Origin of the sequence: Qipengyuania sp. ASV99 (assembly GCF_047872805.1) — a bacterium.
GTDB lineage: Bacteria > Pseudomonadota > Alphaproteobacteria > Sphingomonadales > Sphingomonadaceae > Erythrobacter.
On record NZ_JBLQUK010000016.1, the window covers coordinates 1 to 14476 of the forward strand.

Annotated in this window: 10 protein-coding genes and 1 tRNA gene; 8 read left to right on the forward strand and 3 right to left on the reverse strand. The window is 59.5% G+C overall.

Features of this window, described 5'->3' with window-relative positions; translation table 11 throughout:
- Positions 1-159: 159 nt before the first annotated feature.
- Entirely contained in the window at positions 160-957 is a 798-nt protein-coding gene (locus tag ACM64M_RS13890) for an EAL domain-containing protein (protein ID WP_416229307.1), read from the reverse strand.
- A gap of 314 nt (positions 958-1271) precedes the next feature.
- On the opposite strand from ACM64M_RS13890, the gene ACM64M_RS13895 reads away from it, so the two are divergent.
- The 7 genes from ACM64M_RS13895 (at position 1272) to ACM64M_RS13925 (ending at position 10171) form a co-directional block, all read left to right on the forward strand.
- Positions 1272-2129 carry an NAD kinase gene (locus tag ACM64M_RS13895; RefSeq protein WP_416229308.1) on the forward strand — a complete coding sequence of 286 codons (858 nt, stop codon included), beginning with the start codon at positions 1272-1274 and terminating at the stop codon, positions 2127-2129.
- 70 nt (positions 2130-2199) lie between these two features.
- Positions 2200-2274: transfer RNA gene (locus ACM64M_RS13900), tRNA-Asn, on the forward strand.
- Positions 2275-2590: 316 nt separating this feature from the next.
- The gene (locus ACM64M_RS13905) at positions 2591-3907 is read left to right on the forward strand and encodes a carotenoid oxygenase family protein (protein WP_416229309.1); all 1317 of its coding nucleotides are present in this window, start codon (positions 2591-2593) and stop codon (positions 3905-3907) included.
- A 67-nt stretch (positions 3908-3974) separates the two neighbouring features.
- A complete protein-coding gene (locus ACM64M_RS13910; protein WP_416229310.1) occupies positions 3975-6428 on the forward strand; it encodes a TonB-dependent receptor in 2454 nt (817 codons plus the stop codon).
- 98 nt (positions 6429-6526) lie between these two features.
- Entirely contained in the window at positions 6527-7492 is a 966-nt protein-coding gene (locus ACM64M_RS13915; RefSeq protein ID WP_416229311.1) for an alpha/beta hydrolase, read from the forward strand.
- 225 nt (positions 7493-7717) lie between these two features.
- A complete protein-coding gene (locus ACM64M_RS13920) occupies positions 7718-9169 on the forward strand; it encodes a carotenoid oxygenase family protein (protein ID WP_416229312.1) in 1452 nt (483 codons plus the stop codon).
- A gap of 87 nt (positions 9170-9256) precedes the next feature.
- Positions 9257-10171, forward strand: coding sequence for a hypothetical protein (locus tag ACM64M_RS13925; RefSeq protein ID WP_416229313.1), 915 nt, complete (start codon positions 9257-9259; stop codon positions 10169-10171).
- 12 nt (positions 10172-10183) lie between these two features.
- Here the strand turns inward: ACM64M_RS13925 and ACM64M_RS13930 are convergent, their stop codons facing one another.
- Both ACM64M_RS13930 and ACM64M_RS13935 read right to left on the reverse strand, forming a co-directional pair.
- Positions 10184-11734: an SLC13 family permease gene (locus tag ACM64M_RS13930; protein WP_416229314.1), complete on the reverse strand. Its 1551-nt coding sequence runs from the start codon at positions 11732-11734 to the stop codon at positions 10184-10186.
- Positions 11731-13152, reverse strand: a complete 1422-nt coding sequence (locus ACM64M_RS13935) for a lyase family protein (protein WP_416229315.1) — start codon at positions 13150-13152, stop codon at positions 11731-11733. The genes ACM64M_RS13930 and ACM64M_RS13935 overlap by 4 nt, the downstream gene beginning before the upstream one ends.
- A 116-nt stretch (positions 13153-13268) precedes the next feature.
- Here ACM64M_RS13935 and ACM64M_RS13940 point away from each other — a divergent pair, with 116 nt between their 5' ends.
- Positions 13269-14474, forward strand: coding sequence for an FAD-dependent oxidoreductase (locus ACM64M_RS13940; protein ID WP_416229316.1), 1206 nt, complete (start codon positions 13269-13271; stop codon positions 14472-14474).
- Positions 14475-14476: the final 2 nt, after the last annotated feature.

The following is a 14476-nucleotide window of genomic DNA, read 5'->3' on the forward strand; positions in this document are numbered from 1 at the left end:
GAACTCCATTCCCGGTGAGTAGCCTCGGCGCATGGCCTTCGACAAGCTCAGGCTGAGCGGGGGTGGGTGAAGAGGCTATGCAAGGCGGCGGTAACCCACCCAGTCCCGGTCATGCGAGAACCCCCTCCGTCTCGCCAGCTCCAGTCAGCGTAGCGCCCCCTACCCGTGCCCCGCCCCTCGCGCCGTCTTCGACAGCGCCAGCACGTCCCCGCTTTTCATCGGCTGAGCGCGCAGGAAGCCTTGCCAGTAATCGCAGCCTTCGCTGATGATCGTCGCGCGCTGCACGTCGGTTTCGATCCCTTCTGCGTAAACATCCAGTTCCAACGCCTTGGCCAGTGTCATGATCGCGCGCAGCACCGCCAGCGCCTTGGCATCGCCGGGGACGCCGTCGATCATGATCTTGTCGAGCTTTATCGCGTTCAGCGGCAATTCGCGCAGATACCGGAAATTGCAGAAGCCCGCGCCAAAATCGTCGAGTGCCGTGCGGAATCCCAGACCACGCAGCGCCGCCAGCGCGCTAGAAGCCTGCGCCAGATTGCGCACCAGCAGATCCTCGGTGATCTCCAGCATCAATCTACCGGGCGCGATGGTGCTCTTGCTGATAAGCTCGGCGAAATCGGCGGCAAAGCGGGCGTCGCCCAGTTCTTCGGGAGTAATGTTGAGCGACAGGGTTAGCTCATCGGGCCAGCTCGCCGCATCCTCCAGCGCGCGAGCAACCACATGGCGCGAGAGCGGCGCGACCAGCGCGGCGCGTTCCGCAATTGCAAACAGATCGCGCGCGCCGATCTCCCCCAGCGAAGGGTGCTGCCAGCGCGCCAGCGCCTCCGCGCCCACGACCGCGCCGGTGCGGCAGGAAAATTGCGGCTGAAACAGCACCTCAATCTCGCGCCGGTCGAGCGCGCGCAGCAAATCGGTTTCAAGCGCTGCCGATTTTACCCCGGGAAAACTGCCGCGCACCGGACCTCGCAGCGAATGTGCAAGAGTTCCAATTTTGGACCGGCCGCTGTTCCCCGGTGCAGATGATCGCGCATTGCTCATATATTTTGCTCTAGCGTCACATTGCGCACATTGCGCTCTCCAATTGCAATCCGCCCGAAATTGGAACATCAGAGCGTCAGACAGGTGCCACGGGGGGCGCAACTGACCGCTGAAACTAAGCCAGCCTGACCATAGAATGCAAACGCAATGGCAATGCGTTAAAATGAGCAGAGATTTGCCGGCGGCGGTCCGGTGATTGCCCGGCATCACTGTAATCCTTGCGGAGAATGACAATGGAATGGGCGGCTTCGACCGGAAAAGACGTATCCAATGCCAAAGGGTCTCCGGATTCTCCGGAACAATGTGCCGCAAACGCGTTCGGCGAGATTGCCTTGCTCGCCTCCGATGCTCCGGGCGCGCAAGAGGCGTTTGCGAAACTGTGGGCGCAGCGCGATTGGGCACCGCTTGAACAGGCGGATGCGGCGATCGTGCTGGGCGGAGACGGTTTCATGTTGCAAACCCTGCATGCGATGCTCGATTCCGGGCGAGTGATCCCGGCATACGGGGTGAATTTGGGCACGGTCGGGTTCTTGATGAACCCCAATGACCTCAGCACCGGAATTGTCGAACGGCTGGCCCGTGCGCGCAGCAAGACTATCGCGCCGCTGCGGATCCACGCGACCACGCGCGACGGTAAGGTCCACCAGATGTGCGCGATCAACGAATTGTCGCTGCTGCGCGAAACCCGCCAGACCGCCAAAATCGAGATCACCGTCGGCAGCCGCGTGCGGGTGGAGGAACTGGTGGCTGACGGCGTGCTGGTGGCGACGCCGGCGGGATCGACCGCCTATAACCTCTCCGCCAATGGTCCGATCCTGCCGCTCGACAGCGGGATGCTGGCGCTGACCCCGATCAGCCCGTTTCGCCCGCGGCGCTGGCGCGGGGCGATCCTGCCCGACGAAATGCCGATCAAGTTTCGCGTGCTGGAACCGGACAAACGCCCGATCTCTGCGGTGGCCGATCAAAAAGAGCTGCGCGATATTGCCGAGGTGACAATCGAAATCGCCCACGACCGGGAACTCGAATTGCTGTTCGATCCGGGCCAATCGCTGGCGGAACGGATCGTGTCGGAACAATTCGCGGTCGATTGAATATTGCGCGCTATATCCCCTTGCATTGCGAAACGCGCGCCCATATAGGCGCGTTTCGCCTTCGGGCTGCTCCCCGATAGCTCAGCGGTAGAGTAGGTGACTGTTAATCACTTGGCCGTAGGTTCGAATCCTACTCGGGGAGCCACTTTCTTGTAATTTGATTGGCCATTCCGTGACTTACGGGTGGCGCGCTGCGCGTCCGTGGCCTTCGGACGGCGCGCGTGAAGCGGCGCGGATTTGCGCACAGCCCCCTTGGCCCTGACATCGAAACGGCCCCGGCTTGGACGCAAAAACCATCGCCCGACGCCGGGAAAAGATGGCGCGGGCCCCGTATTAGTTTTGTGAGTATCGCGGCGCAGCCTTTGCGATAGTTTCTGTCATAGAAGCGATGAAAAGCCCGCTACGCTCCCATTGCCGTAGCGTCAGATGGCTGCAATTCATCGCCAGGACAGGGAGGGCTAATGGTGATTGATGAACACACCACTCCCTTTTGGTTGGCAGGTAATTTTGCGCCGGTTCACGCAGAGCGCTCCGATGCCACGCTGCGCGTCACTGGTGAAATCCCCAAAGAGCTGAGCGGCCTTTACGTCAGGAACGGCGCCAATCCGCCATCCGGCAAAAGCATGGATTGGTTTCTGGGTTGCGGGATGCTGCACGGTGTGGACATTTCTGATGGAGAGCCGCGCTGGTACCGCAATCGCTATGTGCGAACCGCCTTGCTCGATGAAGAAATGCCAAGCGCCGAAAGCCGCCGGGTGCTGCAAAACTCGCTCGCCAATACCCATGTAATCGGTCACGCGGGCAAGATACTGGCGCTGGCGGAAATGAACTTGCCGATCGAGGTAACGCGCGAGCTTGAAACCGTCGGGCCATATGATTTTGGCGGCGCGCTGAACGGCAACATGACCGCTCATCCAAAAGTATGCCCGATGACCGGAGAGTTGCTGTTTTTCGGCTATTCGGTGCAGCCCCCGTTCCTGAAGTACTACCGCGTATCGGCTGATGGCCAATTGATCCAGCAAGAGGAAATTGCGGTCAAAGGCCCGACGATGATGCACGATTTCTGCATCACTGGTAGCAAAGTGGTGTTCATGGATTTGCCCGTCGTCTTTGACATGGCGGAGCGCGCGAGGGGCGGCCTGGGTATTCGTCACGATGATGTTTACGGCGCGCGTTTCGGAGTAATGCCACGCGATGGCGTATCGGACGATGTCACCTGGTTCGAAATTGAGCCGTGCTACGTCTATCACACGTTGAACGCCTATGATGACGGCGACGAGGTGGTGATCGAAGGCTGCCGGATGGTCGGATATATGGCCAAGGGAATGGTCAAGCCGCCGATACCGCAGCTCTATCAATGGCGGCTCAATCTCAAAACTGGCGCGGTTACTCAGACGCAGATTGACGATATCGGGATTGATTTTCCCAAAGTCCCTGACGCGCTTGTCGGACAACAGCATCGCTTTGGCTATTTTGCCCAATTCGGTCAGGCGGCCCCCACCGTCGAGGGCTATCACAAATTTGATCTGCAAACGGGCGCGCGCCAGTCGCATATGCTGGCCAAAGGCTGCACCGGCAGCGAAGCGTCCTTCGTTCCCGCACACAATGCGGCGGGCGAGGATGACGGGTATTTGCTGAGCTACATTTACGACGCACAGGAAGATGCGAGCCACCTCGCCATCCTTGATGCGGCGAACCTCTCCGATGATCCGATCGCCAAAATTCATCTGCCGGCCAGAGTGCCAGCGGGGTTTCATGGCAGTTGGATAGCCCATTAGGAGTTCGAAGAAACGCGAATTGGCACCAAAAATAATTGCTGATCGCATTGAGGGAGGGAAAACCATAATGACCACACTGACAAATAACGCGCGCCGTTTGCTCAAGGCCTCTGGTTCAGTTGCCGCCATCGGAGCTGCAATGATGGTCGCTCCGGCCGCCTATGCGCAGGATGCGGAGGCTCCGCTGGCGCAGGCCGAGAATGACAACCTCATCATCGTAACCGCGCGCAAACAGGAAGAATCGCTGCAAGACGTTCCCGTCGCAGTCGCGGTCATCAGCGGCGAAACCATCGACGATTTCCGGATCGACGAGGCCGCCGATCTTGTCAGCCGAATTCCCGCATTGTCAGTGCAGGTCGGCGGATCAGGCGCGGGTGCGCAGATCGGTATCCGCGGGATCAATTCCTCCAACATTTCAAACGCTTTCGATTCGGCGGTGGCCATCAACGTCGATGGTATAGCGGTCAGCACTCAGCGGATCCTGCAAACCGCGTTCTTCGATGTCGCTCAGGTCGAAGTCTTGAAAGGGCCGCAGCCGCTGTTCTTCGGCAAGTCAACTTCGGCAGGCGTGCTCACCATTCGCAGCGCCAATCCAACCCCCGATTGGGAAGTGGCCGGCAGGGCCTCGTATGAATTCGAAGAACAAGGTTATACCATTGGCGGCTATGTTTCGGGCCCGCTGACCGACACGCTAGGCATCAGGCTCGCCGCCGAATATCAGGATATCGACAAATTTGTCGAACTGCTGCCGATTGTTCCGGCGCAAGACCGCGACAAGGGGCTGACCAATTTTGTCGGGCGGCTAACCTTGGCGTTTGAACCCACTGATAATTTCGATGCGACGTTGAAAATCAATTACAACGAACAGCGTTCGGAAACACTCAACGGGTTCACCGATCTGTTCTGCGGTCCCAACAACGCGCCGGAACCTTCGTTCCTGGCCGTGTTCGGATTGGCCTTTGCGCCCACGCATGATTGCAACATCAACGACAATCGCTACCCCGGCCCGGATGGTCTCGCCAGCATTTCGGTTGTCCCGACCGGGCTCGACATTGGCAATCGTGACATCACTCAGGCGTTCAACGACACCGACCTGTTCTTGGCGAGCCTGGAGGCAAACATCGGACTTTCCGATACGCTCACGCTCACATTGCTGTCAGGTTATGTCGAGCTCGACAATATTTACAACGACACGTTCAACTCGACAGGTCAGACCGCCACGGGCGCCGCTGCTGGCTTTGCTGCTCCGTTCGTCAACACATTGGAACAATACACCCAGGAAATCCGCATCTCGAGCGATTTTGCCGGGCCATTCAATTTTCAGGTTGGCGGTTTCTACGAAAGCCGGGAGAGCGGCTTGTTGACCGCGCAAAATGCGTTTCTGCCGTCCATCGTGCTGGGCCCCGATCCAGCCACCGGGTTCACCTTTGACTGGCTGGCTGACCGTCCACTTTCCGCCGAAGCGATCTCTTTCTACGTCAGCGGCTCGCTCGATCTGACCGACACCGTCAATCTGTCGGGCGGGATACGCTGGACCGATGAGGAAAAGAGCACAACGATTGCATTCCCCTATGTCCACTCGTTCATTTCGGGTCCTCTAGGTGCGGTTCCTTCAGGCTTTTTCGCGGGTCCGATTGAATTCAGCGACAGCAACTTCTCGCCCGAAGTGGTGCTGAAATACACGCCAAACGACGATTTCAACATCTATGCCGCGTTCAAGACCGGGTTCAAGTCAGGCGGCGTTGACAACAACACCCTGCCGACCGGGGCGGTACTCTTGCTCAATGATTCGGACCCGGCGGTTGCCGATGCTGCAGCGGAATCTTTGCGGTTCGATTCGGAGACGTCGATTGGCGGCGAGATCGGTATCCGGTCGCAATTGGCCAATCGTTCGCTGACACTCAATGCTACCGTGTTCTATTACGTGTTCGACGATCAGCAGATCCAGAATTTTGATGTGGCGATCTTCAACTTTTCGACCTTCAACGCAGGGCAGACCACCACGCAAGGGGTTGACGTTGATTGGCGTTGGTCGACCCCGGTCGATGGGCTGACCATCAGCGGGGCGCTGTCTTATCTGGATGCCGAATTTACTGACACCTTCATTTCGGTTCAGGGGCTGGATCTCGATGGACGCGACGCCGCGCGGGCACCGCAATGGTCGGGCAATGTCGCGGTGGATTGGAATATCCCGATCAGCAATTCGCTCGAATTCGGGATCAATTCGGTGGTCGCCTATACCGACGACTATTTCACCACAACCACAAACCCTCAGGCATTTGATCCGGCAACCAACATCGGTGATCTGGTTCAGGATAGCTACTTTACGATTGATGGAGCGGTTTCAATCGGTGATCCTGACGGGAAATGGACGCTGTCGTTGATCGGCACCAATCTGACTGACGAAATCTTCATCAACACTTCGGCGCCGCCGCCGTTCGGCGCGCCGGGCACCGATGATCGGCTGGTGACGCTAAACCGCGGGCGACAAGTCTTTGTCGAAGTTGGCTTCAAGTTCTAATCGGGGCACTCTTCCCCCGATTGCCACTATGGGCGGATGCGATCCCTTGGGACGCATCCGCCTGTTTTTGGTCACCTTGAGAAAGCCCTGAAAAGACTATGTCAGAACATGATTACCGGGCACTTCGCTCTACCCCCGATGACAATCTTTGCTCTGCGAGACCGGGCGAAATCGCGGCAGAGCTGGCGGAACTGGACCGCAAGGTCGGATGGCTTATCATCAACCGCTACACCTACCGGCTGATGCGGATGTTGGGCCGGATAGGAGCGCCCGAATGGGATGCTTCCGGCCTCAGTATCGATCTCGATCCGGAGCTTTGCGCGGGCACGATCATGGTTTCGCCTGATGAGCGCAGCGGCAGCGGTGCATTGGTGCTGATCCACGGCGGCGGCTATGTGATTGGCAGCCCGCAAGACATCTTGCCCAAGGCAGCGTTTTTTGCACGGCAGCTGGGAGTGCCGGTGATCTGCGCCGGGTACCGCCTATCGCCAGAGGCGCGCTTTCCGGCACCGCTGGATGATTGCCATGCGAGTTGGCACGCCGTTCTTGCCCGGTCCGGTGATCTCAATATCGACCCCGGCAAGATCGCAATTGCCGGCTACAGCGCGGGCGGGGGGCTGGCGGCAAATCTGATCCACCGATTGCACGACGAAGGCGGCGTTCAACCTGCGGCGCAAGTGCTGGTCTATCCCATGCTTGATGACCGAACGGCGACCCGGCGCGAACTCGACAAACCGCGCCACAGGGTTTGGAGCAACCGCAACAATCTGTTCGGATGGGCAAGCTTTCTGGGGCAGCAGCCGGGGCAGGATTGCCCGGATTACGCGGTTGCGGCGCGGCGCAACAATCTGACCGGTCTGCCGCCTGCATGGCTGGGCGTGGGAACGTGCGACCTGTTTTTGGATGAGGATAGAGATTATGCTCAAAGGTTGATCGCAGCGAATGTCGAGACGATCTACGCCGAAGTGGACGGCGCGATCCATGGTTTTGACATGGGCGGAACCCCGCTTGGGAATGCCTTCGTTCAATCGCAAGTCGCCTTTTTGAAGAGGTTCGTCGTCTGAGAAGCCGCCAAATGGCGTTGCGGCGTTCCCCGCTATTTCTTTAGGCGGTGGCTGGTCACGCTCATCTCGCTCAAACTCTAGTCGCGCGGTTGAGTTGGATAGAATGCTGGCGGACTGAGGCGCGACGGCACTTGCCACGGTCTCTACGAATGTCTCGAATTGAAAAATTGCCTCTTCAAAAGGCTTTGGATGCGGAAATCACACTCAGATCTGGAAAGTTGAAACATGGCCCTGCCCTTTAAAAATCATCCCTATCTGACCGGTCACCACCAGCCGATGCGATTTGAGGCGCATGCACCCGATCTGATCGTCGAAGGAGATCTGCCAGCGGACCTCAACGGTGTGTTCTACCGGACCGGAGCCGAACCGCTTTACGACCCGCCAGAGGGCTATCACTGGTTCGACGGCGACGGCATGGTCTATGGGTTCTATTTCGAGGACGGCCGTGTCTCGATGCGCAACAAATGGGTGCGCACGGAGAAATTTGAGGCTGAATTGGCTGCAGGCAGACGGCTGTTCGGGGTGTTCGGTGACCCTTCGACCAGCGACCCCAGCGTTCATGGGATGCGGTACAACACTGGCAATACCAATATCATCCTGCATGGCGGCAAATTGCTGGCGTTGATGGAGGGCGCACCCGCGATTGAAATGGACCCGCGCAGCCTGGATACGCGCGACTATCTCGATTACGGCGGGACCATTACCGGCCCCTTCTCCGCTCATCCGACGGTTGACCAGTTCACTGGCGAAATGCTCAGCTTTGGCTGGATGATCAACGGCCCGATGGGCAAGCCCGAAATCCGCTATGACATCATCGACAAGACCGGCGCGGTGAAAAAGAACGTGCGTTTCGACGCGCCTTACATGAGCCTGGTGCACACCTTTCTGGTGACCGAAAACTGGGTCGTGTTTCCATTCAACCCGCTTGAGGTCAGTGTTGAGCGTGCGATGAGGGGTGGACCGCTCAATTCATGGGTCAAAGGCCGCAATTCCCGGCTCGCGCTGATGCCGCGCAATGGCGATACAGATCAGATCCGTTGGCTGGAAATGCCCGGCCGCCACATGTTCCATGAACTCAACGCCTGGGAAGAGGACGGCAAGTTGATCGCCGATGTTGCCGCGGCCAATGGCACAGCCCTGTTCCCCAATGACGACGGCACCCAGAACACCCATCTCGACACAACGCTGGAACTGCGCCGCTGGACCATCGACCTGACCGGCGCGAGCGATGAGGTGACAGAAGAAACGATCAACGACCGCGACATTCAGTTCCCGCGCCCTGATGATCGCCTGATGACCCGCAAAACGCGCCATGGATACGCCAACCTCAACCTCAATTCGATAGATGGGCGGGTCGATGGGATGGACGCGGTGATCCATTTCGACACCGATACGGGCAAGGAAGATATCTATCATTTCGGCAATGGCGCAGGCTGCGGCGAGTTCGTCTTCGCGCCAAGGATGGGGGCAAAGGACGAAGCCGATGGCTATGCCATGTCGCTCGTGCACCCGGCCAATTCGCACCGCACCGAACTGACGATTTTTGCGGCAAAGGACGTGGCGGCGGGCCCGATTGCTCGGGTGATCGTGCCTTACCGGATCCCCAGCGGGTTTCACTGCAATTATTACTCGGCGGATATGGCGCTGGCGGCGGAGGCGTTTGGCACCGCGCATTAGAGCGAGCTTCGACCGTCCAGCCTGCTTGCGCTTTGGGCGAATTGGGCGCAGTCAAATGGGCTGTTCGGGCTTATCGAGGTGTCATGTATGCGCGCAGAGAATGGGTTTTTGGGCGGTTTGTTGCGGTTCGCCGCGCTGATATTCGCAGCGGCGATCCTCGCTGCCGGGCCAGCAGCAGCACAGGCTGATGATAGCCAGATCGAACTTTCGGAAAAGCGCGGCAAATTTACGTTCTCTGGCTGGGATGGCCCAGAAATCACCGTGTGGACCTATGTTCCGGAAGGAATAGACCGGACTGCGGCCCCGATCGTGATGGTCATGCACGGTGTCAACCGCGATGGCTGGCGTTACCGCGATGAATGGATCGACAACGCCAAGCAAGGCGGCTTCATCGTCGTCGCACCCGAATTTTCGAACGGCAACTTCCCGCGCGCTGCGGGCTACAATCTGGGCGCGATGTTCGATGAAGAAACCGGCGCACCTCGCCCCGAAGCCCTGTGGAGCTATTCCGCTATCGAACCGATCTTTGATGAAATCGTCGCCCGGCTAGGGGGATCGCAAACGCATTACACCCTTTACGGCCATTCCGCCGGATCACAATTCGTGCACCGCTTTCTGTTCATGAAGCCTGAGACACGTGCCCGGCGTTACATAGCCGCCAATGCAGGATGGTACACTTTTGCCGATCCTGCCATCGCCTTCCCGTTCGGACTGGGGGGCACCGCTGCCACCGAAGAGGGTCTGCGTTTGGCGCTTGCCAAGGATGTCTTGGTGCTGTTGGGCGATCAGGATACCGACCCGAACCACCGCTCGCTCAACCGCAGCGAAGGCGCGATGCAGCAGGGTCCGCACCGGTTTGCCCGCGGAGTGGCCTTTTACGAAGCCGCCCGCGCCTATGCCGCACAGCGCGGATGGGAATTTGGCTGGCAAATTCGGCGCGTTCCCGGCGTGGCCCATTCAAATTCCGGGATGGCAGCGGGAGCGGTTGCGCTGATCGAATAGCAGGCGCTGCGGCTATCCCAGTTGCAGGCCCAGAGCCATTCCGCCAAGCCAATAGACAAAACCCGTTATCAAGGCGATTCCGACCAGATTGAGCACCAATCCTCCGCGCGCCATCTGACCAATCGTCACCACCCCGGTGCTGAAGGCGATGGCGTTGGGCGGGGTTCCAACCGGCAGCATAAACGCGCAGGTCGCCGCCAACGCGGCTGGAATCAAAAGACCCATCGGATCGACACCGACGCCCATGGCAACTCCGCCCAGAACAGGAATAAAGGTCGCGGCGGTCGCCGTATTGCTGGTGACTTCGGTCAGGAACAGCACAATCGTGACTACAGCAGCGATCAGCAGCACAGCCGGCAACGTCGCAAGGCCGGTAACCTGCTGGCCGAACCAATCGTCAAGGCCGGTGCCCGCCACCGCTCCGGCAAGGCTCAATCCCCCGCCGAACAGCAACAGCACGCCCCACGGCAGGCCGGTTTCGGCATCTTTCCAATCGAGCACCATCACATTGTTGTCGCGCCCGGGCAGCAGGAACAGCGCAAGGCCCGCCGCGATTGCAATGGCGGCATCGTCAAACCCGCCCAGCCACGGCGCAGCCGCACTGATCGCAGGAAATTCGGATAACAGGCCCGGCACGATCCACAGAAACGCCGCGCCCGAAAACACCAGCGCAACCATTTTTTCGCCCTGCGACATCGACCCCATCTTGGCAATTTCGCCTGAAATCAGCTGTTTGCCTCCTGGAATTTCGTCAATATCAAAGCGATACAGCACCCGTGTCATCAACACCCAGCCTATTGCGATGAAGGTGAATGCTAGCGGCACTCCCAAAATCATCCAGTCGACAAAGCCGATCTCTACACCCAGCTCATCGCTGGCATAACCTGCGATGATGGCGTTGGGCGGGCTGCCGAGCAGCGTGCCGAGCCCCCCCATGCTAGCCGACCACGCGATGGCGAGCACCAGACAGATCGCAAAATTGTCTATCTCAGGATTGGCTCCGTCGCCTGCCACTGCTGCGTCTTGGGTTGCCGAAGGACCCGCTCCGCCGCCGGACATCGCGCGCCCTGATACCAGCGCAAGGACCGAAAATCCGATAGGCAGCATCATCAAGGTGGTCGCGGTGTTAGAAACCCACATCGAAAGAAATCCGGTCGCCAGCATCATGCCCAGCACGATCCGGCGCGGCGACACCCCCACCTTACTTAGTGTAAACAACGCGATACGGCGGTGCAGCCCCCATTTCTCCATCGCAATCGCGATCAAAAATCCTCCCAAAAACAAGAACACTATGGGATTGGCATAGGATGCGGTGGTTTCTGAAACCGTCCGCTCCGTCAGCGCAGGCACCAGAATGATCGGCAACAACGACGTCGCCGACAGCGGCACCGCCTCGGTCATCCACCACACCGCCATCAGCGTCGCGATGGCAGCAACAACCCGGGCGTCGCCCGACATATCCGCCGAACCGAGCAGCGCATAGACCAATGCGGCAATCGCTAAACCACCAAGCCGATATGCCCAGATGGCTGAGGCCGGACGCCCGGATACTGTTTCACTCATGGTGCATATTCCTTGGCATCGGCCTCTGCAATTACGCGGCCAATCTGGTCGATCGCGGGCAGTTCTATGCTGTGCGGGTTAAGCAGAATGGCAATTGTCGGCGGGTCAAGGTGCTGCAAGACGCGTGGTTCTGCAGCCAATGCGGCTGCAAAATCGGTGTCATTGGCATAGGCGCCGGCAATAACCTGTTTGACCAGAGCCTCTGCTTCTTCCCTCGGCATATGATCGGCCAAAGCAAAGGCGATCCGCTGAGACATGGCAAATCCGCGCGTCTTTGAGATGTTTTCCAGCATCCTTGCCCGGTCAACCTCAAGCCCGCCCAGCAGCCGGTTCAGTGTCCGTGCTGCGGCTACGGAATCCACCGAGATCTCCTCGATCACGGGCGTCATGCGGGAGGTGTTGTCGCGTTCAAACAGATTGACGACATCATCGCCGAGCACTTCGGCCAGTCGCGGGATCGTGCGCCCGGCATGGACCAGGCTTTCAGGGGCGATGGGATTGCGTTTGTGCGGCATCGAACTGGACCCGACCACTCCAGCGGGCAGGGCCTCGCGCACTTCGCCTATATCGGTGCCTTGCAACAGGAACAGCTCCTGACCGATCCGTTGGTGCGATCGTGCGATCAGTCCCAGCACCAGCCCATATTCTGCCAGCACATCGCGGGTTCCATTCCAATCGGCGGCATAGGGAGCATCCAAGCCAAGCTCGGCGGCAAAGCTCTGTTCGACAGCAATCGCAGCATCGCCTAATCCGGAGTAATTGCCCACCGCGCCTTTCAGGATTGCCGAGCGCCGCAACCGGCTGCGCAAATTGGCAAGCCGTTCGCGGTGGCGGGCATATTCGCCGACCCACGCGCTGACCTTTTTGCCAAAGGTGATGGGCTGCGCATGCTGACCCAATGTCCGCCCGATCATCGGAGTTTGCGCATGTTCTGCGGCCAGCTGCGCCATGACCGCGAGGCTTTCAGCCAGACAATCATCCAGCGCGCCAAGCGAGCGGTCGACCTGAAGGATCGTGGCCGTGCCGTATATATCCACGGTGGTCGCGCCGTAATGCACATATTGATCGCCCATCGGCGACAGGCTGCGACGCCAGACGTTGAGCAGCGCCACCATCCGGTGGTTGACGGTCCCATATTCGGCGTCAAAGTCGGCCTCAGCGACCAATTCCGCGCGGGCATGGACAGTTATGTCCTGCGCGGCTTCGGCGGGGATGACGCCGTGCTGCGCCTGCGCGCGGGCCATGGCAGCTTCAACATCCAGAATGATCTGGGTCTGCGCCTCATATCCATAAAGATCGCGGACAGAGGCCGGCGAACACGCCGCAGCCCCCACCGGAACCGCGATCAGCGCCACCGCCGCGCAATGCATCAAGGCCGAACGCAGGACCGCCAGGCCCTTGGCAGAAATACTTGTCACAAATGCCCCTCTCCTCCCGCCATAGACCGCATTTATGCCATGTCCGTCAATCGCTCATGACGCAGCGGCTTTTGGTCACTACGATGCAAGGCAGCTATCGGCGAAGGGATCGTAAATTGGCGCGCACAGCAATTATTGTCGGGGCCGGTGTTATCGGGGTCTGCTCTGCCTATGCGCTGGCAAGCAGAGGCTGGAACGTCACGCTGATCGACCGAGAGAGCGGTCCTGCCATGGGAACCAGCCACGCCAATGGCGCGCAGCTGAGTTATTGCTTTACCGATGCGCTTGGCCGCCCTGAGGTGCTGGGGGCGTTGCCGCGTTTTTTATGGGGCCAAGGCGGCGTGACGTTCGGCGTCAGCCTGCGGCCCGATTATCTTGCGTGGCTGGCGCAATTCGCACGCAATTGCTCGGCGGCGCGGTTTCGCGAAAACACTTTGGCGGTGCTCGCTCTGGCGGCCCAATCGCGGGCAGCAATGGAGAGCCTGTGCGCTCACCACGATCTGCAATTCGGGCACCGGGTCGCTGGAAAGATTCATTTGCTTTATTCGGCAAAGGACATTGAGACTGCTGAAAAGCTACGCGCGATAAAGCACCGGGCCGGGTGCGAGCAGCAACTGGTGCCGCGCGCAGACTTCACCGCGCTCGACCCAGCCCTTGGCGGTTTGGACAGGGATGTGGTGGCGGCAATCTCAACTCCGTCCGAATTGGTTGGCGATCCCCTATTGTTCAGCCGCGCCTTGCTGGAGGTGCTGATTGCCGAATACGGGGTCAAGACCCACTTTGACGCAGACGTCGCCGCAATTGGCGGGGATGGCGGACAAGCCAGCGCCTCGCTGGCTAGCGGGGAACAGCTGAACTCCGATCTGGTGGTGGTCGCATCAGGCATCGACAGCAACCGCCTGCTCGCCCCACTGGGAGAAGCTGCGCCAATCCAACCGATGAAGGGTTATTCGTTTGAAATGCCGCTGACACCGGGCTCGCCAGCCCTGTCGGTGACCGATGCCAGACGGCGGCTGGTCTTTACCAATCTGGGCGACCGGATGCGGGTTGCCGGGGTTGCAGAGCTTGGCAACTGGACGCGCACGATAGACGCAGAGCGAATTGCATGGCTGATCGACGCGGCGCGCGAATGCCTGCCAGAGGGCGGCGATTATACCGAAGCCGGGAAGTTCTGGACCGGCCTGCGCCCCACCTCGCCCCATTCGCAGCCGATTATCCGGCGAGCCAGCAGGACACTGGCGATCAACACCGGACACGGCGCGCTGGGCTGGACGCTGGCGATGGGATCGGGTGAGCGTCTGGCCGATCTTCTGACTGAGTAGGG